This is a genomic window from Pontibacterium sp., from assembly GCF_041587635.1.
In the GTDB taxonomy this organism is placed as follows: Bacteria; Pseudomonadota; Gammaproteobacteria; order Pseudomonadales; family Balneatricaceae; genus Pontibacterium.
In genome coordinates, this window is the sequence record NZ_JBFGYC010000008.1 from 1 (window position 1) to 19,442 (window position 19,442).

At 52.7% G+C, this 19,442-nt stretch carries 20 protein-coding genes; 8 read left to right on the forward strand and 12 right to left on the reverse strand.

Annotated features, from left to right (window positions below):
- Positions 1-10 precede the first annotated feature (10 nt).
- From lysA to ABYW01_RS01150, 5 genes are read left to right on the forward strand one after another with little or no spacing between them, the layout of a single operon-like run.
- The gene (gene lysA, locus ABYW01_RS01130; protein ID WP_372830703.1) at positions 11-1,270 is read left to right on the forward strand and encodes a diaminopimelate decarboxylase; all 1,260 of its coding nucleotides are present in this window, start codon (positions 11-13) and stop codon (positions 1,268-1,270) included.
- Positions 1,271-1,280: 10 nt separating this feature from the next.
- Positions 1,281-2,111 (forward strand): diaminopimelate epimerase, encoded by an 831-nt coding sequence (gene dapF / locus ABYW01_RS01135; RefSeq protein ID WP_372830704.1) that lies wholly within the window; start codon positions 1,281-1,283, stop codon positions 2,109-2,111.
- Positions 2,108-2,806: a DUF484 family protein gene (locus tag ABYW01_RS01140; protein ID WP_372830705.1), complete on the forward strand. Its 699-nt coding sequence runs from the start codon at positions 2,108-2,110 to the stop codon at positions 2,804-2,806. Before dapF ends, ABYW01_RS01140 begins: the two co-directional genes overlap by 4 nt.
- Before the next feature lie 27 nt (positions 2,807-2,833).
- On the forward strand, positions 2,834-3,739 hold the full coding sequence (xerC, locus tag ABYW01_RS01145) for a tyrosine recombinase XerC (protein ID WP_372830706.1): 906 nt from the start codon (positions 2,834-2,836) through the stop codon (positions 3,737-3,739).
- A complete protein-coding gene (locus ABYW01_RS01150; RefSeq protein ID WP_372830707.1) occupies positions 3,732-4,451 on the forward strand; it encodes an HAD family hydrolase in 720 nt (239 codons plus the stop codon). The genes xerC and ABYW01_RS01150 overlap by 8 nt, the downstream gene beginning before the upstream one ends.
- Before the next feature lie 39 nt (positions 4,452-4,490).
- Here ABYW01_RS01150 and ABYW01_RS01155 read toward each other — a convergent pair whose 3' ends face one another.
- Entirely contained in the window at positions 4,491-5,267 is a 777-nt protein-coding gene (locus ABYW01_RS01155; protein ID WP_372830708.1) for a helix-turn-helix domain-containing protein, read from the reverse strand.
- A 113-nt stretch (positions 5,268-5,380) separates the two neighbouring features.
- Between ABYW01_RS01155 and ABYW01_RS01160 the strand changes: the two genes are divergently transcribed.
- Positions 5,381-6,295, forward strand: coding sequence for an SMP-30/gluconolactonase/LRE family protein (locus tag ABYW01_RS01160; protein ID WP_372830709.1), 915 nt, complete (start codon positions 5,381-5,383; stop codon positions 6,293-6,295).
- A gap of 22 nt (positions 6,296-6,317) precedes the next feature.
- Here the strand turns inward: ABYW01_RS01160 and hemW are convergent, their stop codons facing one another.
- The 9 genes from hemW to ABYW01_RS01205 all read right to left on the reverse strand — a co-directional run bounded on the left by hemW (position 6,318) and on the right by ABYW01_RS01205 (position 13,062).
- Complete coding sequence (hemW, locus tag ABYW01_RS01165) at positions 6,318-7,457, reverse strand: radical SAM family heme chaperone HemW (RefSeq protein ID WP_372830710.1); 1,140 nt, start codon at positions 7,455-7,457, stop codon at positions 6,318-6,320.
- 10 nt (positions 7,458-7,467) lie between these two features.
- A complete protein-coding gene (gene rdgB, locus ABYW01_RS01170) occupies positions 7,468-8,073 on the reverse strand; it encodes an RdgB/HAM1 family non-canonical purine NTP pyrophosphatase (RefSeq protein WP_372830711.1) in 606 nt (201 codons plus the stop codon).
- Between the two features lie 152 nt (positions 8,074-8,225).
- Positions 8,226-8,687 (reverse strand): DUF4426 domain-containing protein, encoded by a 462-nt coding sequence (locus tag ABYW01_RS01175; protein ID WP_372830712.1) that lies wholly within the window; start codon positions 8,685-8,687, stop codon positions 8,226-8,228.
- Between the two features lie 15 nt (positions 8,688-8,702).
- A complete protein-coding gene (gene metW / locus ABYW01_RS01180; RefSeq protein WP_193951353.1) occupies positions 8,703-9,293 on the reverse strand; it encodes a methionine biosynthesis protein MetW in 591 nt (196 codons plus the stop codon).
- Positions 9,293-10,459 (reverse strand): homoserine O-acetyltransferase, encoded by a 1,167-nt coding sequence (locus ABYW01_RS01185; protein WP_372830713.1) that lies wholly within the window; start codon positions 10,457-10,459, stop codon positions 9,293-9,295. Before ABYW01_RS01185 ends, metW begins: the two co-directional genes overlap by 1 nt.
- Positions 10,460-10,566: 107 nt before the next feature.
- On the reverse strand, positions 10,567-10,860 hold the full coding sequence (locus ABYW01_RS01190; RefSeq protein ID WP_372830714.1) for a DUF167 domain-containing protein: 294 nt from the start codon (positions 10,858-10,860) through the stop codon (positions 10,567-10,569).
- Positions 10,860-11,402, reverse strand: coding sequence for a YggT family protein (locus ABYW01_RS01195; protein ID WP_372830715.1), 543 nt, complete (start codon positions 11,400-11,402; stop codon positions 10,860-10,862). The genes ABYW01_RS01190 and ABYW01_RS01195 overlap by 1 nt, the downstream gene beginning before the upstream one ends.
- A 120-nt stretch (positions 11,403-11,522) precedes the next feature.
- The gene (gene proC / locus ABYW01_RS01200) at positions 11,523-12,347 is read right to left on the reverse strand and encodes a pyrroline-5-carboxylate reductase (protein WP_372830716.1); all 825 of its coding nucleotides are present in this window, start codon (positions 12,345-12,347) and stop codon (positions 11,523-11,525) included.
- A gap of 10 nt (positions 12,348-12,357) precedes the next feature.
- Positions 12,358-13,062, reverse strand: coding sequence for a YggS family pyridoxal phosphate-dependent enzyme (locus ABYW01_RS01205; protein WP_372830717.1), 705 nt, complete (start codon positions 13,060-13,062; stop codon positions 12,358-12,360).
- An 88-nt stretch (positions 13,063-13,150) separates the two neighbouring features.
- Here ABYW01_RS01205 and ABYW01_RS01210 point away from each other — a divergent pair, with 88 nt between their 5' ends.
- Together ABYW01_RS01210 and ABYW01_RS01215 are read left to right on the forward strand one after the other, a co-directional pair.
- Positions 13,151-14,185 (forward strand): type IV pilus twitching motility protein PilT, encoded by a 1,035-nt coding sequence (locus ABYW01_RS01210; protein WP_372830718.1) that lies wholly within the window; start codon positions 13,151-13,153, stop codon positions 14,183-14,185.
- Between the two features lie 25 nt (positions 14,186-14,210).
- Entirely contained in the window at positions 14,211-15,380 is a 1,170-nt protein-coding gene (locus tag ABYW01_RS01215; protein WP_372830719.1) for a PilT/PilU family type 4a pilus ATPase, read from the forward strand.
- A gap of 61 nt (positions 15,381-15,441) precedes the next feature.
- On the opposite strand, the gene ABYW01_RS01220 is transcribed toward ABYW01_RS01215, so the two are convergent.
- Both ABYW01_RS01220 and ABYW01_RS01225 read right to left on the reverse strand, forming a co-directional pair.
- Positions 15,442-17,166 carry an ATP-binding cassette domain-containing protein gene (locus tag ABYW01_RS01220; RefSeq protein WP_372830720.1) on the reverse strand — a complete coding sequence of 575 codons (1,725 nt, stop codon included), beginning with the start codon at positions 17,164-17,166 and terminating at the stop codon, positions 15,442-15,444.
- A gap of 372 nt (positions 17,167-17,538) precedes the next feature.
- Complete coding sequence (locus ABYW01_RS01225; RefSeq protein WP_372830721.1) at positions 17,539-19,326, reverse strand: hypothetical protein; 1,788 nt, start codon at positions 19,324-19,326, stop codon at positions 17,539-17,541.
- Positions 19,327-19,442: the final 116 nt, after the last annotated feature.

Below are 19,442 nucleotides of genomic sequence, written 5' to 3' on the forward strand. Positions count from 1 at the left end.
GAGACAGTAGATGGACAGCTTTGAATACCGTAATGGCCGCCTGCACTGCGAAGAAGTGCCGGTCGCCCGTATTGCCGAAGAACTGGGAACCCCGGTTTATATCTATTCCCGTGATGCGCTGGAGCGTGCTTACCAGAGCTACGCTGAAGCGTTGGTCGGTCGCGATGCACTGGTATGTTATGCCGTAAAGGCAAACTCGAATATTGGTGTATTGAACGTTTTGGCCCGCATGGGTGCAGGCTTTGATATCGTCTCTTTGGGCGAGCTTGAGCGTGCGCTGAAAGCGGGCGGTTCTGCTGACAAGATCGTCTTTTCGGGTGTCGGCAAAAAACCTGAAGAGATCGCTCGCGCGCTGGAAGTGGGTATTCACTGCTTTAATGTTGAGTCTGAAGCTGAACTGGGCCGTATTAACGCCGTGGCTGCTGAGATGGGCAAAGTTGCGCCGATCTCCCTGCGTGTGAATCCGGATGTTGATGCGGGCACTCACCCGTATATCTCCACGGGGCTAAAAGAGAACAAATTCGGTGTCGATATCGACGAAGCCGTACGTATCTACAAAGTGGCCAATGCACTGGAAAACCTCAATGTGATCGGTATGGATTGCCATATCGGTAGCCAGCTGACCGAAATTGATCCGTTCCTGGATGCTCTTGATCGTCTGTTAGTGCAGGTAGATCGTCTGGCAGAAGAGGGGATTCATATCCGTCATCTGGATCTGGGTGGTGGTTTGGGTGTGTGTTACACCGACGAACAGCCGCCGCAGCCGCAGGAATACATCGCGGCGATTCTGGAGCGTCTGGGTGATCGCAAACTGGGTCTGATCTTTGAGCCGGGTCGTTCTATCGCGGCTAATGCCGGTATTCTGGTGACGGAAGTTGAATTTCTGAAACCGACCGGTAACAAGAACTTCGCCATCATCGATGCGGCAATGAACGACCTGATCCGTCCTTCTTTGTACAGCGCATACCAGGAAATTATCCCGGTCTCTGTACGTGAAGACGGTGAGACCAAGCCTTGGGATCTGGTCGGTCCTGTGTGCGAAACCGGTGATTTTCTGGGTAAAGATCGCGAGTTGAATATCGAAGCCGGTGATCTGCTGGCAGTCTGCTCCGCGGGTGCCTACGGTTTCACGATGGCCTCCAACTACAATACACGTCCGCGTGCGGCTGAGGTGATGGTTGACGACAATCAGTTCCATCAGATCCGTAAGCGTGAATCGATTGCCGACCTGATGCACGGTGAAAAACTGATTCCGCGCGATCATCGCTAAGGAGGCTGTCATGTTGGTACGTTTTACCAAAATGCACGGTCTGGGAAATGACTTTGTGGTGCTGGATCTGGTGACTCAGCGCATCAAACTCAACCCGAGTATCGTCCGCAAACTGGGTGATCGTAATTTCGGTGTAGGGTTTGATCAGCTGCTGATTGTTGAACCGCCGACAACGCCGGATGTGGATTTCCGCTACCGTATTTACAACTCGGATGGTTCCGAAGTTGAGAACTGCGGCAATGGCGCACGTTGTTTTGCCAAGTTTGTGCGTGATAAACGTCTGACGGGCAAAGATGAGATTGCGGTGGAAACGGCCAATGGCCGTGCAGTGCTTAAAATCCGCGAAGACCGTCAGGTTGAAGTGGATATGGGCGCGCCGCGTCTGAATCCTGCGGATGTGCCGTTTGAAGCGGATACAGCTGCGGCAACCTATCCTATCGAGGTGGATGGCGAGACCTACGAGATCTCAGCGGTCTCGATGGGGAATCCGCACGGTGTGTTGGTGGTGGATGATGTCGATACCGCGCCGGTTGAAGTCCTCGGGCCTCAACTGGAGCCGCACGCGCGTTTCCCACAGAAAGCTAATATTGGCTTTATGCAGATTGTTTCGCGCAGCGAAATTCGCTTACGCGTTTACGAACGCGGTGCGGGTGAAACCAAAGCCTGTGGCACCGGTGCATGTGCCGCCGTCGTGGCAGGTATTCAGCGTGGCTTGCTGGATAGCACGGTTAAAGCGCAGCTGACCGGGGGCGAGCTGGATATCAGCTGGGCCGGTGGTGATGCGCCGGTGATCATGACCGGGCCTGCGACGACCGTATTTGAAGGACAGATCTTTCTATGAGTGAAGAGGCTGCAGTAGAGATGAGTAATTCAGTCAGCGAAGCAGATGTCGCCGAGTTTCTGGCGCATAACCCTGATTTCTTCAGCCAGCATACCGGCCTACTGGCGAAATTGAACGTCCCTCACGAAAGTGGTCGGGCAATTTCGCTGGTGGAGCGACAGACCTCTTTGCTACGTGAAAAGAATCAACAGCTCAATGAGCATCTGTCCGATCTGATCGAAGCGGCGCGTTACAACGATCTGCAGTTCGATAAAACCAAACGTATGGTGCTGTCCCTGCTGGATTGCATGACGCTGGACGAGATTGCCATCGCGATTCAGGAAAGCCTGTGTGATGACTTCCACGGCGATACCACGGCATTGCTGCTATTTAGTCAGCAGGAACTGGTGACCAATGATCTACGGGTCGTGGATCCGCGTCAGCTCGGTCCGATCACCCCGCTGGTGGACAGTAACCTACCGAGCTGTGGCCAACTGAGCCGTGAACAGAATGCGTTTATCTTTGATGAGATGGCGATCCGTGTGCAGTCTGCGGCGGTGGTGCCATTGGTCAAAGGTGAGTCGCTGGGTTTGCTGGCGATTGGTAGCTTCGAAGCGGGTTACTTCCACAGCGGTCAGGGAACGGTGTTTCTGAGTTATGTCGGCGAAGTGTTGAGTCGCGTATTGTCTCGCGTGTTGCACCAGCTCGATCAGTAAATACAATCCACATGCAGGAGAGCACGGATGACAAACGCAGAAAGCCATTGGCTGGATGAGTTTTTCCGTTATCTGGCCACTGAGCGGCAGCTCTCCGCACATACCCTGAAAAATTATCAGCGTGATCTGGATGCGCTGCAAGCCTTTATGGCCGAGAGCCATATTGATGCCTGGAGCACACTGGATGCAAATCACGTGCGCCAGTTTGCCGCGCGCCAGCATCGTAAAGGTCTGTCGGGTTCCAGTATTCAGCGCGCCTTGTCCGCTGCGCGCACGTTCTACAAATTCCTTGCCCGAGAGCAGTGGGTCGAACAAAATCCTGCACTCGGCGTTCAGGCGCCTAAATCTCCCCGTAAATTACCGCAAACACTGGATGTGGATCAGATCAGCGGCTTGCTGGATATTCCAGTGAATGATCCCTTGTCGGCACGTGACAAAGCGATGATGGAGCTGATCTACTCGTCAGGGTTACGTGTTTCTGAACTGGTCAGCCTGGACCTGAGCGATCTGGATTTTCACGATGCCTCCTTGGTGGTCACCGGTAAAGGTCAGAAAAGCCGGATGTTACCGATTGGCGGCAAGGCGCTGAAAGCGATCGACCGCTGGCTTAAATACCGGGATCAGATCACGCCTTATACGCAAGCGGCGCTGTTTGTCAGCAACCGGGGAAACCGTATCAGCGTGCGCAGTGTCGAACAGCGTATGGAGTATTGGGGCAAACGTCTTGGCGTAGAAGGGCAAGTGTACCCGCATCGATTAAGGCATAGTTTTGCCAGTCATATGCTGGAATCCAGTGGTGACTTGAGGGCGGTGCAGGAGTTGCTGGGACATTCTGACATATCCACCACCCAGATCTATACTCATTTAGACTTTCAGCATTTGATGGATGTGTATGAAAAATCACATCCACGGGCCCATAAAAAAGATGATTAAATGTATAACGTTCGACCTCGATGACACACTCTGGGCTGTAAACCCCGTGGTAGATCAGGCTAACCATACGTTGTTGGAATGGTTACAGCAGAATGCTGCCGCGTTTACGCAAACCCATAGCCTGAGCGACTTCCCACGCCTGCGGCGGGAGGTATTGGAACGCCATCCTGAGATTGCCCATAGCGTGACTCAGATCCGCCTGAAAATGCTGGAGCATGGCTTGCGTCTGGCCGGGTATGCTGAGGAAGAGACTGAAACCCTGACGTTACAGGCCTTTGAGGTCTTTTACGAAGCGCGTCAGCAGGTGACATTCTTCGAGCATGCACTGGTGATGCTGAAGGATTTGCATCAGAGCGGTTATACACTGGGTGCCCTGAGCAATGGGAACGCAAATATCCACAAGGTGGGATTGAGCGATCTGTTTGATTTTCAGTTCAGTGCGGATCAGGTGGGTCAGGAGAAGCCGCATCCATTAATGTTCGAGCAGATGCTGCATCATGTCAGTCTGCGCCCTGAGCAAGTTATCCACATTGGTGATAATCCGGCGCATGACATTGAAGGTGCTAACAACGTGGGATTATGGTCGATCTGGGTGAATCTGGACGGAAAATCTGATCATGTACCCGCGACACGCACGGTTACCTGTCTGAGTGACATCCCTGCGGCAGTGGCGGAGATCGAAGCACTGGCGAAGACGCGAGTAACGATTTAACCCCGACCCTTAATGCCTCAAATCGGTGACATTCCACGGTTACCCTTTACGCGATGAGCGATGACTGAACTTAGGTACTGAGAAGTACCGTTTAAGGTCAAAGGGGGCCATGGCGGTCACCAGCTTATACGGCTGCAACTGCTCTGCCGGGTAATGCAGCTGATCTAATGTTGCCTGCTTCTGAAAGTTCTCATACACCGCATCCACATCGTCCTGAAGTTGTTTAATGCTCTGCGGGCTGAGCAGTCGGCTGGTCGAGTAGAAGGGATATTTGTGCTTACTCTGTTTGTCCATCGTCTCCTCAATAAAGTCCCGGTTTACTCTCACCAACATTGGGTGTAATGGCCCGTCTAAGCGCCATCGAATGGGGCGTTGAACCAGCAAGTGGACCCGATTGTCTTTGCCAATCCGAATCAGTTCCAGCGCCTCTAATGCGCGCAAGTATTGGTAGCTATCAAGATCATCTAACCGGTTCTGACGGGCGATCTCTTCCGGATCAAAGTGGCTGATTAGCAGGATAAAGAACGAGAACAGGGCCGGATCGTTGGCCAGTCTGCGTTCTGTCTCTACCGGTAAAAGTGAATGAGGTGTGGCACTGGAGCGATTGATCTCTGCCAACTCCGAAAAACTCAGACCGATTTTGTCGCAGATCTCCATTAACCGGCTGAGTTTGCAGTCCTGCTCCTGAAACATTCGCTTAACCGTTGGTTCGGACATACCAATCATCTCTGCCAGCTGTTTGTACTGAATCCCCTGGGCCTTGAGGATCTGTTTGAGTGTGACAAACAGGCTGGAGCGTTGACGCTGACTTTCCATGGATTCATCCCTTAGTGCGGTGTGGGTATCGTAAAACGATGCTCGTATAGAAAATAATTGAGCTTATGGGTCAGGATAATAACCTTACTCCAAATTAATAAAAGGAGTTTCTCATGTTCCAGTACACACACGATGTCATTCATTCGGTAAAGCGTTTGGCTCAGGGCGCATTGATCGCAGGGGGTGTCGCGCTTGTTTCTTCTCCGTTAATGGCCGCAACCGCGGAGAATCGACTGGGTACCGAACAGTGGAGTATTGAAAACCTGGATCAGCCCGAATCGGTGGTGATTGAGCATCAGACCGGACGGGTGTTTATCAGCAATATTAATGGTCAGCCGATGGCCTTGAACGGAAAAGGCTATATCAGTCTGGCAGATCAGAACGGAAACTTGCTGAAGAAACAGTGGGCCAAAGGGATGGATGCACCCAAGGGCATGGCGATTGCCGGAAGCTATCTGTACGTGGCAGATATGCAGCGTCTCCATATCGTTGACCTGAAAACCGGTGAGACGGTGAAGCAGTTAACAGCGGCGAACGCCAAGATGCTGAACGATGTGACGGCCGCCCCGGATGGCACAGTGTACATTTCTGATATGGCGGGGGGTGGTATTTATCGTATTCAGGATGACACGTTGGAGCTGTGGTTCAGTTCTGATCAGCTGCCCCATCCGAACGGTGTGTTATGGCATCAGGGCTCGTTGTTGGTGGCGGGTTGGGGGATATCCATGCACAGCGATTTTACGACCGATCAACCCGGCACGCTGTATCAAATGGATATTTCCAACCCTGCGTTGAAAGCTGTTCCCACCGGATATCAGCTGGGCAATCTTGACGGTGTTGTTGCGATCAACGATGCACTCTACGTTAGCGACTGGATCAGCGGTGAGCTGTTTGTGCTGGAGGGTAAAGAGCGTCGTAAAGTGCTGAGTCCCGGTGCCGGATTAGCGGATATTGGCGTGTCGGGTAACACCCTATACGCCCCCATGATGATGGATAACCGGGTTGTGGCCTGGCAGGTGGCTCAGTAACTCCGTTTATCCTCAGTGACGGTTAGTCGTCGAGAAACATCTCCAGCAGGTTGTTGAGGAACAAACGACCCTGCTGGGTAGGTGCAAGACGTGATGGGTCTGTGTCTAGCAGCCCCATCTTTCTGGCCTTCTCGGTGATCGGGTCCAAGGTACTCAGGTCCAGTCCGGTACGGGATGGAAAAAGCGTGCTATCCACACCGTCCGTCAGACGCAGGGCGTTGAGCATGAACTCAAACGGCAAGGCATCGACCTCAAGTGTTTCACTGCCACCTAAGCGTTTATCCACCTGCATGTAGGCTTTGGGTTGCTTCTGCTTCCAGCGGCGCAGGATGGCGCCATCTTCCTGTGTGACCTTGCCGTGAGCGCCGGCACCAATGCCGATATAGTCACCAAACTGCCAGTAATTGAGGTTATGCCGGGCTTGTTTTCCAGCCTGTGCATAAGCTGAAATCTCGTACTGTGTATAACCGGCTTCAGCCAAAAACAGTTGTCCACGCTCCTGAATATCCCACAAGGTTTCATCCACCGGTAGTGATGGCGGACGGGCATGAAACTCGGTGTTAGGCTCGATGGTGAGCTGATACCAGGAGATGTGATCCGGTTTCAGGCTCGCGGCAATTTGCAGGTCCTGTAACGCTTGCTCGGTGCTTTGGCCCGGCAGACCGTGCATCAGGTCCAGATTCATATTGTCGAACAGTTCGCGCGCCACTCCAGCCGCTTTGATCGCTTCCTGTCCGCTGTGAATGCGCCCCAATGCCGTCAGCTGCGTATCGGCAAAGCTCTGGATACCCAGTGACAGGCGGTTGACGCCCGCTTCCCGATAGCCCCGAAACTTCTCCTGCTCGAATGTGCCGGGGTTGGCTTCCATCGTGATCTCGATATCCCGGGCGAAGCTGATCCGCTGTTCCACCTGATTCAACAGTGTGTTGATCATCGTGGCCGAAAACAGGCTCGGGGTGCCGCCGCCGATAAAGATACTCTGCAACGGCCGGATACTGATCTCTTTTAGCTCCTGCTCTAAGTCATCCAGCAGCGCTGCCACATAGGCTTCTTCGGGAATCTCTTCACGTACCGCATGCGAGTTAAAGTCACAGTATGGACACTTTTGGACACACCATGGGATATGGATGTAGAGACTCAGAGGGGGCAGTGCAATACTCATAGGACGGGCGTTATACCTGCAGGTAAGGTTTGATACGACTGATCAGTTCAGCAACCGCTTGTCCGCGGTGGCTCAGGACATTTTTCTTTTCCGGTGGCAGCTGGGCCGAGGCTTTATCCAGCTCAGGGATCAGGAACAAAGGGTCGTAACCAAAGCCGTTGTCACCGCGGGCTTCGGTCAGAATCTGACCTTCCCACGTGCCCTGGCAGATCAGCGGGGTTGGGTCTTCGGCGTGGCGCATGAAAACGAGCAGGCAGCGAAAGCGTGCAGTACGTTTCTCCGCGGGTAGATCTTTCAGCAATTCAAGCAGCTTGGCGTTGTTGTCTGCATCGCTGGCACCGGGACCAGAAAAGCGGGCGGAATAGATACCCGGTGCACCCTGAAGGGCGTCCACTTCGAGCCCGGAGTCATCGGCCAGCGCGGGCAGTCCGGTGATCTGTGCGGCGTGACGGGCTTTGAGGATCGCATTCTCAACAAAACTCAGGCCGGTTTCGTCTGCATCGCTAACGTTAAAGTCAGATTGCGGCACGACCTCAACATCCATCTGTCCCAAAACCTGATTGAATTCGCGCAGTTTGCCTTTGTTGCCGCTGGCGAGAACAATTTTGTTGATCATCTGTAGCCTCATAAGAATAAAAGTCACGTCTCAAACGAACCACTGTGCGCGTCGAGTATCGACGTGCCTGATCCATACGGTGGTTGAGAGATGTTCAAAAGGTACGCGCTTACCGGCGGCAGGCGCGTATCTGTCATTGTGGATTAAATCTGTCAGTCGGCGAAAAAGCGTTGCTCAAACTGCAGGTCATAGGCGGGTTGGTTTGGATCAGGCTGCACAGTGACAGAGATACGCATCAGCATATCGTCACTAAAGCCAAACTGACCGATGTAATAGACGGCGTTACCTTCATCGACCTTCTTGAAGTCGAGCTGCTGAGTCTGTTGTAGCAAGTTAGCTGCAGACCCGGAGATCAGTGCGGAGATCGGTTTTTTATTGCCATCGGCTTCTTTTTTAAGCACGGAGACATTAATCATCGCACGGCGTTTGCCTCGCTGTAACCCGTAGGTTTTAGCAATATCCGGCTCAACAAAGCTGCTGTTGAATGCGTTGTAGTGGATTTCGTAGTCGCCGTATGCGACAAACTGAGCGGCCTGCGCGGGAAGCGCCATAAACAGTAAACTGATTGCTGCCGTACTCAGCAGGCGCTGCAAAAAATGAGAACCTGTTTTCATAACCTGCTTAGCCTCTTATCGGGTAATGCGGTAGATTGCGATCTCGCCCAGCATGTTGGGCCAGAGATGGATCCACCAGCGGTGGCGATGCTCATTATCCACAACTGTGCGTTCCATGATGTAGATATTGCGCTCTACACACAGACTTTCAAAGTCTTTGAAGGTGCAGAAGTGAATATTGGGCGTGTTATACCAAGTATAGGGCAGGAACTTGGATACCGGCATTTTCCCACGAAAAGCCAGGTAGCCACGGGCCCGCCAATGCCCGAAGTTCGGGAAGGTGACAATACACTCTTTTCCGATACGTAACAGCTCGTCAACGATCTGATCCGGGCGATGCATCGCTTGCAACGCCTGTGTCATCACGACCGTATCAAAGCTGTTACTTTTGATACTGGATAAGCCGGTATCAATGTCCTTTTCGATGACGTTCACGCCATTTTCTATACACGCGGTTATATTGTCCGCGTTAATTTCCAGTCCGTAACCACTCACCTCTTTGTGCTGTTGCAGATGGTGCAGCAGTTCGCCGTCACCGCAGCCTACGTCCAGCACACGGCTACCGGGTTCGATCCAGTTTCGGATGATTTCTAAATCGGCGCGCATCAGGCTGTCTCCCCGGGAGTCTGTGGAATATCCGCTTCAACCCGTTTCATGTAAGCCCTGAAGATCTCCATATAGCGTGGAATGGGGATCAGGAAGGCATCATGCCCCTGTGGTGAGTCGATCTCTGCGTAGCTGACCTGTTTGCCCGCTTCTACCAGTGCATCGGTGATCGCGCGTGAACGTTCCGGAGAGAAGCGCCAGTCCGTGGTGAAAGAGATCACCATAAACTTACACAGTGCCCGTTTGAGTGCTGCGGGCAGGTCATGGTTGAAGTCTGCAGCCGGGTCGTAATAGTCCAGTGCCTTGGTCATCAGCAGGTAGGTATTGGCGTCAAACGCCGTTGAAAAACGCTCACCCTGATAACGCAGGTAGGATTCCACCTCAAACTGTGGGTTAAAGTCGAAGCTGATTTTGCCTTCCCGCAGTTCACGCCCAAACTTGTCGCGCATACCGTCGTCGGACAGGTAGGTAATATGGCCAAGCATACGTGCCAGCATCAGTCCCACCTTGGGCACTTCATCCTGCTCGTAATAATGACCGTTGTGAAACTGAGGGTCTTTGCTGATGGCCTGACGGGCGACCTCATTAAACGCGATGTTCTGGGCGGATAACTTCGGGGCGGCGGCAATGACCATGCAGTGGCGCAGGCGTTCCGGATAATCAATGGCCCATTGCAACGCCTGCATGCCACCCAGACTACCACCAATCACCGCTGCCCACTGTTCGATACCGAAATGGTCGGCGAGGCGTGCCTGACTGTTGACCCAGTCGGCGACGGTCATCAGCGGGAAGTCAGGGCCATAAGGCTTGTTAGTATCGGGATTTGTCTGATTCGGGCCGCTGGAACCGTGACAGCCTCCCAGATTGTTCAGGCCGATGACAAAAAATTTATTGGTATCGATCGGTTTGCCGGGGCCAATCGCCGAATCCCACCAGCCGGGTTTACGGTCATCCATGCTGTTGTACCCCGCCACATGGTGATTACCAGACAAGGCATGACAGATCAGAATGGCGTTGGAATGCGCCTCATTCAGCTCACCATAGGTTTCAACCATCAGATGATATTGATCAAGGGTGCGGCCGCAGGCCAGTTCGAGGGGTTGGTTAAACAGAATCTTTTCGGGTTGGACAAGACCAACCGAATCGTCAGGAATAATTTCGGGCATCACTCAATACTCAACAATAAAACGGAAAACAGAAAGCCGTTGTGCAGTTGAGCTTCACATCTCGTAAAACAGCAGGCTGTGTTGTACCAGAAGTGTCATGGTTGAGTTCACGTCCGTTTCTCAATATTTAATAAAGTCGGCAGCTTGGCCGGTTGTTCAATTCTGATCCGTTTCTGGCGGCCCAGTTCACCGCTGATGATGCTGATATCGCGTTTAGCCACGCCAAACTGTTTCGCCAGAAATTTGATCAGATGTGCATTGGCCCGCCCGTCAATGGGCGGTGCGGTGATGCGGATTTTAACATTGTCACCGTGTAATCCGACAATCTCATCTTTTGCTGCTTTGGGCTGCAGGTGGCAGCTCAGGAGCAGGTCATCCTCTTGCCACTGATAAAACGTCATTAAATGACGTAAGGCGCCAGCTGCCCACGGATAATCTGAATCACCAGAAAGATCAGAATCGGTGACAGGTCCAGACCACCCAATGGTGGAATTACTTTGCGTGCCAGCTCCATCAGCGGTTCGGTCAGCTGCTGGATCAGTTGTGGTCCCGGATGATAACTGCCCGGTGCGACCCAACTGATGATCACCGATGCCAATACCGCCCAGAAGTACACCATCAGCACGGTATCGACCACGGTGATCGCAGAGAAGATCAACATGCTTGGTATCTGCAGAGCACCGCCGTTGATCATAACGATCAGAGCAAGGGTGGCAAATTTGACCAGCAGGGCCAGTATCAGTGCGGACAGATCCCAGCGACCCGTGCGGGGCAGCATCTTCTGGAATGGCACCAGCGGTTTGTTAGTGAGACGAACCACCGCCTGCGAGATCGGGTTGTAGTAATCGGCGCGAGCCAACTGCAACAAGAAACGCAGAATAACGATGAATAAGTAAAGGCCACCTACGGTGGAGATTATGAGCGTTAACGGTTCCTGTCCCATCTCTTTTCCTGTCTCGGTAATACGGCTGGGTTTGAGCACATAATTGCTGGAAGTATAGAGCCTTACGCCGGGATGTTGAACTCCGAACATACCGGTATAAGGCTGATTTAGCCGCAGTTTTTACTGATCAAGCTCTTTTGCCAGCTCGACGGAGCGGTCATTGCAGGCTTTCAGCGCGGTATCTACCAGTTCTGGCAGGCCGCCATCGATAAAGCGTTTAATCGCTTGTTCGGTGGTTCCGTTAGGAGAGGTGACGCGGCGACGCAATTCACCCGGATCAACGTCGCTGCTGCTGGCCATCTTGGCGGCACCCAGTGCGGTTTGCAGCGTTAGCCGGGTCGCCACTTCGTCGCTCAGGCCCAATTTCTTGCCCGCTTCGATCATGCTTTCCATCATCAGGAAGTAATACGCAGGGCCTGAACCGGATACAGCAGTCACGGCATCCAGCTGGCTTTCTTCATCGACCCACAGGGCGATACCGATCGCCGCCAGAATTTCTTCAGCCTGCTGGCGTTGCTCGTCGCTGACAAAGGTATTGGCATATAAACCGCTTGCGCCGGTCTGCACCAATGCCGGGGTGTTTGGCATGCAGCGAACAATCGCGTTGCTGGTGCCGAGCCAGTGATCAATGGTTGGCGACATGATGCCCGCGGCGATCGAGATAATCAGCGGCTGCTGAGTTTGTACCGCATCCACAATCTCGTCACATACGCTTTTCAGAATCTGTGGTTTTACGGATAACACGACAATATCGGCGCTGGCCACGGCTTCACTGTTGTTATCGCTGGTCTTAACGCCCTGAATCGCCAGATCGGTCAGCTTGGCCGTAGTGGGTTCGGTTGCCCAGATCTGTTCTGCCGGATAGCCGTTGTCGATCAGGCCACCGATAATCGCGCGGGCCATGTTGCCGGCACCGATAAACGCCAGAGTAGGTTGTTTGTTCAAAGGTCTGTCCTCAATTCTGCTTGTTGCTGTAATCACGTGCGCCAAAAATAGCGGTGCCGATACGCACGATAGTCGCGCCTTCAGCGATGGCCATCGCCATATCGCCGGACATCCCCATAGATAAAGTATCTAGTGTCGGATGGTTTTGTTTAAGCTCCGTAAACAACTGCTGCATACGGCGGAACGCTTCACGCTGTTGTTCTGGATCGTCGGTCGCCTGTGGAATAGCCATCAAACCGCGCAGTTCAATGCGGGGCAGAGCGGCGATCTCTGCGACCAGTGCTGCTGCATTTTCCGGCAGGCAGCCTGCTTTACTCTCTTCACCGCTGATATTGATCTGGAGACAGATGTTCAGCGCAGGCAAGTGTTCGGGACGCTGTTCTGACAGGCGACGGGCAATTTTAATCCGGTCGACGCTATGAACCCAATCAAAACTTTCAGCAATCGGTCGGGTTTTGTTGGACTGAATCGGACCAATAAAATGCCAGCAAAGGTCGTCTAATGCCGATAATGCGTCTATCTTTTCCAGACTCTCCTGCAGGTAGTTTTCGCCAAAGTGGCGTTGACCGTGGTCGTAGGCCTGTTTCAGTTCGTCCGCAGTGCGGGTTTTACTGACCGCCAGCAGGGTAATGTCAGCCGGTTCACGACCGGTGGCGGTTGCAGCTTCATGGATCTGCTGCTGAACCTTAATCAGGTTGTTGTTGATACAGGGCATGGAGTAAATAACCTATCAGATTGGCTTGCTGCGTCTATTCTGCTAGAACTAGTGACTTCGTTGAAGGGGTCTTGGAAAACCACATACTATGGATATTACTGAACTTTTGTCATTTGCTGTACAGCAGAATGCTTCTGATCTACATGTGACGGCTGGGATGCCGCCGCTGATCCGCGTTGACGGCGATGTTCGGCGGATTAAATTGCCGGCAATGGAACACAAAGAGGTCCATTCGCTGGTGTATGAAATCATGAACGATAAACAGCGAAAAGAGTACGAAGAAAACCTGGAAGTGGATTTCTCGTTCGAGATTCCGGGGCTGGCGCGTTTTCGTGTGAATGCGTTTAACCAGAACCGTGGTGCAGCGGCTGTATTCCGTACTATCCCAAGTAAAGTATTGGGTATGGAAGAGCTGGGCATGGGCGGTGTGTTTCGTGACCTGTCCGAAAAAAACCGGGGATTGGTGCTGGTTACGGGGCCGACCGGTTCCGGTAAAAGTACCACGCTGGCGGCGATGATCGATTACATCAATGAGACCCGCTCAGACCATATCCTGACCATTGAAGACCCGATTGAGTTTGTACACGAGAGTAAGAAGTCGCTGATCAACCAGCGTGAAGTACATCGTGATACCCACGGTTTTTCCAACGCACTACGATCTGCCCTGCGTGAAGATCCGGATATTATTCTGGTCGGCGAGATGCGAGATCTGGAAACAATTCGTCTGGCACTGACCGCCGCCGAAACGGGCCACCTTGTTTTTGGTACACTGCACACTACCTCAGCGGCAAAAACCATCGACCGTATTATCGATGTATTCCCCGCTGCGGAGAAATCGATGGTGCGTTCAATGCTGTCGGAATCGTTGCAAGGCGTTATCGCTCAGACGTTGTTGAAGAAAAGTGGCGGTGGCCGTGTGGCGGCACATGAAATTATGATTGGTACACCTGCGATCCGTAACCTGATCCGCGAAGATAAGGTGGCGCAGATGTACTCTGCTATCCAGACTGGTGCAGCTTTCGGGATGAAAACACTGGACCAGAGTCTGGGAGAACTGCTGCAGAAAGGACTGATTGGCCGGGAATCGGCACGCGAAAAAGCTCAGAACCCAACTGCGTTCTAAATGCTGATGCTGTAAGGAGCATGCTGTGGATTTTACTCAGCTACTGAAAGTGATGGTGGACAGGGACGCGTCCGACCTCTTTGTGACGGCAGATGCACGTCCCACCATCAAGGTGGATGGCACGCTGAAGCCTCTCACCCGTGAGCCGATTAGCGGCGAGCAGTCTCGGGCGCTGGTCTTCAGCACCATGAATGATAAGCAACTGGCGGAATTTGAAGGCACACGCGAGTGTAACTTTGCCATCTCCATCCCCACGATGGGGCGCTTCCGTGTGTCGGCTTTTTATCAACGAGATGTACCGGGCATGGTATTGCGTCGTATCAACGACTACATCCCAAGCTTCGACGAATTGAATCTGCCAGAAGTGTTAAAAAGTCTGACGATGACCAAACGAGGCCTGATTCTGTTTGTCGGTGGAACCTCGACCGGTAAATCCACCTCTTTGGCCTCGATGATCGACTACCGTAATAGCAACAGCCGTGGTCATATCATCACGATTGAAGATCCGATCGAATTTATGCATCCGCATAAGCAGTGCATCGTAACTCAGCGTGAAGTTGGTATTGATACGGATTCCTTCGAAGTGGCGCTGAAAAATACCCTGCGTCAGGCTCCCGACGTGATCCTGATGGGGGAGATCCGTACCAAGGAAACGATGCAATATGGTATGACCTTTGCTGAGACCGGCCATCTCTGCCTGGCAACTATGCATGCGAATAACGCCAACCAGGCGTTGGACCGCATTATCAGCTTCTTCCCACCGGAACATCATGATCAGCTGTGGATGGATCTGTCGTTGAACCTGAAAGCGATTGTGGCTCAGCAGCTATTGCCAGCGAAAGACGGCAAAGGCCGCCGGGCAGCAATTGAGGTACTGATCAATACGCCATTGATTCAGGACTTGATTCGTAAGGGCAATGTCCACGAAATCAAAGAGGTCATGAAAAAGTCCACCAATCTGGGCATGCAAACCTTCGATCAGGCCTTGTTTACACTGTTCAAAGAAGGTGTGATCGATTACGACGTGGCACTGAACCATGCGGATTCAGCCAACGATCTGCGTCTGATGATTAAGCTGGATGCTAAGGCGAACCCTGAGCTGGATAAGATCGATGAAGCGGAATTCTCGCTGCAGGGCGAAGATGATTATATCGACGACCTGGGTGGAAATCCGATCAAGCCGAAGGGTAAATAAGTCACGAACCACATCGGTAAATTGACGCCGTATCGGATTGGATAGTTACCTTGCTGTTCAATCAAGATGAACCGGCGTCACTGGTGACCGGTGACACGCGAAAACGTTGGATTGGGGCTGGTTTAGGAGGCGTACCCAGAACCGCCTCAGGCGTGCCGTCAGCCACGATCCGGCCTTGTGCCATGACAATGACCCGGGTCGCGATTGCCGCAGCAATAGAGGGACGGTGTGTCGACAGCACTAACATATCGTCCGACTTCATACGTGCCTGCAGACAATTCAGAACATTTTTTTCTGTACGACCGTCTAATGCCGCCGTTGGCTCGTCCAGTAGCCAGAGCTTGGGGGCTGCGAGACAAACACGTGCCAATCCAACCAACTGCTTTTGTCCACCTGAGAGGCCTTCACCGCCTTCGCTAAGCGTAAGCTGCATGCCTTTAGGATGACAGTCTGCCACCTGATCCAGTCCGAGTTGCTGGCAGACCTCCTGAACATGACTGTCTTCAGTCTGCCCCGCCAGCGTCAGGTTGTCCTGTAAGGTGCCCTTAAACAACTGCACTGTCTGGGGCAGGTAGCCGATTGTTGTGCTCATAGCATCCGGCGTTTGTTGTTGTCCTGCATGGTCAGACAGCAGCACCTGTCCCTCGCTGGGACGATAGAGTCCCGCGAGTAGTTTTAGCAGCGTGGATTTTCCGGAGCCAATGGTGCCTAAAATAACCACGCGTTCACCCGCATTGATGCTGAGCTGCTTAATATCCAGTTGAGTGAGTGGCGAATGTTCGTACGCAAAGCGCAGATTGGTCAGTTTCAGCTGTTTCGGTGTGCGGGTGGATGTGGATACCGTTTCTGCTTGAGGGGTGATGGTTTCCAGCATCAGCAGTTGATCCAGATTTTTGAGTGTTTGCGCAACGTTTTGCCACTGGGCCATGTAGTTTACACTTTGGGCAACGGGGGAGATGACACGCCCTCCCAGAATACTGCAGGCGATCAATGTGCCTATGGTCAGGTTTCCCTGAGCAATCTGATAGACCCCCACCAGAATCGCTAATACGTAAGCACAGGTGGCGAGACTGGCGGATGAGATCAGGCCAAAATTGTTGATATCTTTCTGTCGGAGGCTGTATGCGCTGATGGATTCGGTGAGTGTTGCCCAGCGAGACTCAAACTGTGCGGTGGCATTGCCGGCGCGGATGGTTTCTGCACCCTGAAGGACTTCAACCAAGAGTCCCTGACGTTCGTTGCTGCGTGCCAATTGTGACTGGGTGAGGCTGTGTAAGCGCTGCTGAGTCATAAAGCCAAGGAGCAAGGCGAGTGGGAACATGGCGGCGTATACCCAGCCGACCATGCCGCCGATGATGCCGATAGTCAGCACAAACATGAGTGCGAAAGGCAGATCAACCAGCGCAAATAATATGCTGGAAGAGAAAAAATGGCGCACAGAGTCCAGACCGGATATCTGAGACGCCAGGGTACCCAAACTGCGTGGTCGCTTGTCGAGTTGCAGATGCATGATATGGGAAAACACCTGCTGTGATACCGCTTTGTCGACCTGTGCGGAAACCTGATCCAGGATCCGGCCACGTAAACGCTTTAACAGCCAATCGATCAGAATGACCCCGGCCATGGCTGAGACCAGCATCCAGAGGGTATCAAAGGCCAGCGTGGGAACGACCTTATCGTAAACCTGAATCGCAAACAGGGAGGTCGCCAGTGCCAGTAGGTTGATAATCACGGTGGCTGCGGCAACGACGATAAACCAGCGTTTGTCGCGGAATGTTTCACGCATAATCATCCGGATCGCGATGCTGCTATCGGTCGACAAACAGCTGAAGGGTGTCCACCGAGCTTTGTGTTGAGGCGTAGCCTGTTCAGTCATCATTGCAGCGTTGAGTCAGGTCGTTAAGGAGGTCCTCCGATGCTATCAATCGGTGATACAGGGCATCTACCGATGCTTTCTGATGGTTCCTGACATTTTCTGACGTGAGCTTAGGAATAGACCTGCCAACGTCTGTCAGGGATCGTGGCGGCTGTGTTGCCTCAATTGCCATAAAGGGGCGGCAACGATGCACACCAACCTTATCAAGGAGGGGGTGAGCCCCAGCATCAGATGGCAGATCTATTCCTGAACTCGCTCAGGGTAAAAGCTGAAAGTAACGGGTCATACCGGCATAGCCAGGCTTTCAGGGATCGCTGTCAGTAGCAGCGGGTCAACGGTATTCAAGTTCGCGTCCAGCCCCTGATCTGAAAACAGAGTGTCGGTCACGCTTGTATCGGTCTGAGTGTGAGGTGTGTGAGCATCCGAGATCAGGGTGTCAGGAATTAGGTGTTCATAGAACTCTCCCATGATCTCCTGTTCCCAAAGATCACTAACAATCTCTTGTGCCAATTCCACATCAACTTGACTGAGCGTGGTTGTGTCAGGTGTTGATGTCTTAGTGTCGTTAGCAAACTCCGTTGGATCGATTGGGCAGGTGGCATAGCTGTTAAAGCTATCATCGCTAAGAGACACCGCATCATGGATGGTATCGACTTCCAGAATGACCGATGGGCTGGGTGTGCCGTCATTAACCTGATAATTCACCGAAAGGTAACCGATGCCTGCCGTGCTGATAATAGCGCTGTTGATTTCGATATGTGCCATACCGTCAGGCTGAATGTCTGTGCTACACAGGACCTTTGTAACGGACTTATCGCCCCAGTTCACGGTGACTGAGTCACCCGCGGTAACGCCGGATACAACGACGGATACGCCGGAGTTTCGCGTTTGCGCATCGACACCATCGGCCGGAACATCGACGATAGGCGGCTGAATCAGACTCGTGTTGATATCTGCCAGATGGGCATTGGTGCCCGCTTCAAATGCGCTAATGCCCTCTTTAAGTAAAAGGACCGCACCTTGTGTCAGCGCCAGAACATCACCATTAGAGCTGATCGCGTTCTCCAAGCGGTTGAGTGTCGTGGTGAGGTGACCGGTTGTTTGGTCGGCCCCGGAGAGAGAGGCGAGCACCAAACCGTAATGTTCGGAGATACTGACACCGTCTTCTGCAGCGAAGTGCTGGTCCAGCACGGTCGTCACGGGGGCAAGTACGTCCTCAACGCCAAACAGTTTGCCAATCTTATCGTTCATCTCCAGATTGCCTGGCGTTACATTATGCCCAATCAGATTCGCTTCGCGCGCGGCCAGTTCTGTCAGTGGTGTAACGCTGACAAACAGATCATCGCCATCGGCAAAGGCCATCGCGCGCAGGGAGGTATCCAGGCTGGTGAGGTTATCGGTTGTTTCGTCGATATAATCCCCTTCCACGCCGTTACTGTCTTCCAGTACCACCAGAATAGGCCCTTGATAGTCTTTCGTAATAGAGAGATCAGATTGGCTGGTGGTTGGATCGATGGTACCCATACCGATCAATGTACCAAAACGATCATAAATCGAGATACTGGCATCGGATTGGAACTGACCTGCGGTGGCAGCAACGGTGAGGCTGGCATGCTCGCTGACTGCAATCTCTTTATCCGGCTCGGCTTTTGCCTCTGGGATATCGGCTACGGAGGTGTCTTCTGTGCTGCTCAGGGCAGTGTCAGTTTGATCGCTATCGCTGTTGATCGGCACATACTGCCACCAAACAATGCTTTCGAGGGTATTGGGTTCTTGGTTGCCGCTGATGGCGAGTTCCGCGCCAGGCTGCAATGAGCCGTTGATGCTATACAGCGTGTCACTGTCCGCCCCATAGAAATCATCAATATTCGCCACGGCTTTATCGGCTACGCGGACTTCCAACTGGTCGCCTTTGCGCACCAGAAGCAGGTCATCGGGATTGATTTCGGTATTCGTATCAACGACAGAATAGATAGCACCTTGCTTGGCGGTAATTTGGAAAATCTGATTTAGAGGGTGCTCGACCACTTGCTGGTCCTTCAGCACTTCTCTTAGTACGAGATTTTTCATCGCTAAGCTCCTGTTGTTGTGAATTTACCGCGTGGCGGCAAGGTATGAACAGGATATTAGCAAGAACACAAATTCAACAACCACCTACGAAAAACGATGGTTTCTGACATTTTCTG

Coding starts and splice junctions, on each gene's coding strand:
- lysA (WP_372830703.1), top strand. CDS start 11: ATGGACAGCTTTGAATACCGTAATGGCCGCCTGCACTGCGAAGAAGTG.
- dapF (WP_372830704.1), top strand. CDS start 1,281: ATGTTGGTACGTTTTACCAAAATGCACGGTCTGGGAAATGACTTTGTG.
- ABYW01_RS01140 (WP_372830705.1), top strand. CDS start 2,108: ATGAGTGAAGAGGCTGCAGTAGAGATGAGTAATTCAGTCAGCGAAGCA.
- xerC (WP_372830706.1), top strand. CDS start 2,834: ATGACAAACGCAGAAAGCCATTGGCTGGATGAGTTTTTCCGTTATCTG.
- ABYW01_RS01150 (WP_372830707.1), top strand. CDS start 3,732: ATGATTAAATGTATAACGTTCGACCTCGATGACACACTCTGGGCTGTA.
- ABYW01_RS01155 (WP_372830708.1), bottom strand. CDS start 5,267: ATGGAAAGTCAGCGTCAACGCTCCAGCCTGTTTGTCACACTCAAACAG.
- ABYW01_RS01160 (WP_372830709.1), top strand. CDS start 5,381: ATGTTCCAGTACACACACGATGTCATTCATTCGGTAAAGCGTTTGGCT.
- hemW (WP_372830710.1), bottom strand. CDS start 7,457: ATGAGTATTGCACTGCCCCCTCTGAGTCTCTACATCCATATCCCATGG.
- rdgB (WP_372830711.1), bottom strand. CDS start 8,073: ATGATCAACAAAATTGTTCTCGCCAGCGGCAACAAAGGCAAACTGCGC.
- ABYW01_RS01175 (WP_372830712.1), bottom strand. CDS start 8,687: ATGAAAACAGGTTCTCATTTTTTGCAGCGCCTGCTGAGTACGGCAGCA.
- metW (WP_193951353.1), bottom strand. CDS start 9,293: ATGCGCGCCGATTTAGAAATCATCCGAAACTGGATCGAACCCGGTAGC.
- ABYW01_RS01185 (WP_372830713.1), bottom strand. CDS start 10,459: ATGCCCGAAATTATTCCTGACGATTCGGTTGGTCTTGTCCAACCCGAA.
- ABYW01_RS01190 (WP_372830714.1), bottom strand. CDS start 10,860: ATGACGTTTTATCAGTGGCAAGAGGATGACCTGCTCCTGAGCTGCCAC.
- ABYW01_RS01195 (WP_372830715.1), bottom strand. CDS start 11,402: ATGGGACAGGAACCGTTAACGCTCATAATCTCCACCGTAGGTGGCCTT.
- ABYW01_RS01205 (WP_372830717.1), bottom strand. CDS start 13,062: ATGCCCTGTATCAACAACAACCTGATTAAGGTTCAGCAGCAGATCCAT.
- ABYW01_RS01210 (WP_372830718.1), top strand. CDS start 13,151: ATGGATATTACTGAACTTTTGTCATTTGCTGTACAGCAGAATGCTTCT.
- ABYW01_RS01220 (WP_372830720.1), bottom strand. CDS start 17,166: ATGCGTGAAACATTCCGCGACAAACGCTGGTTTATCGTCGTTGCCGCA.
- ABYW01_RS01225 (WP_372830721.1), bottom strand. CDS start 19,326: ATGAAAAATCTCGTACTAAGAGAAGTGCTGAAGGACCAGCAAGTGGTC.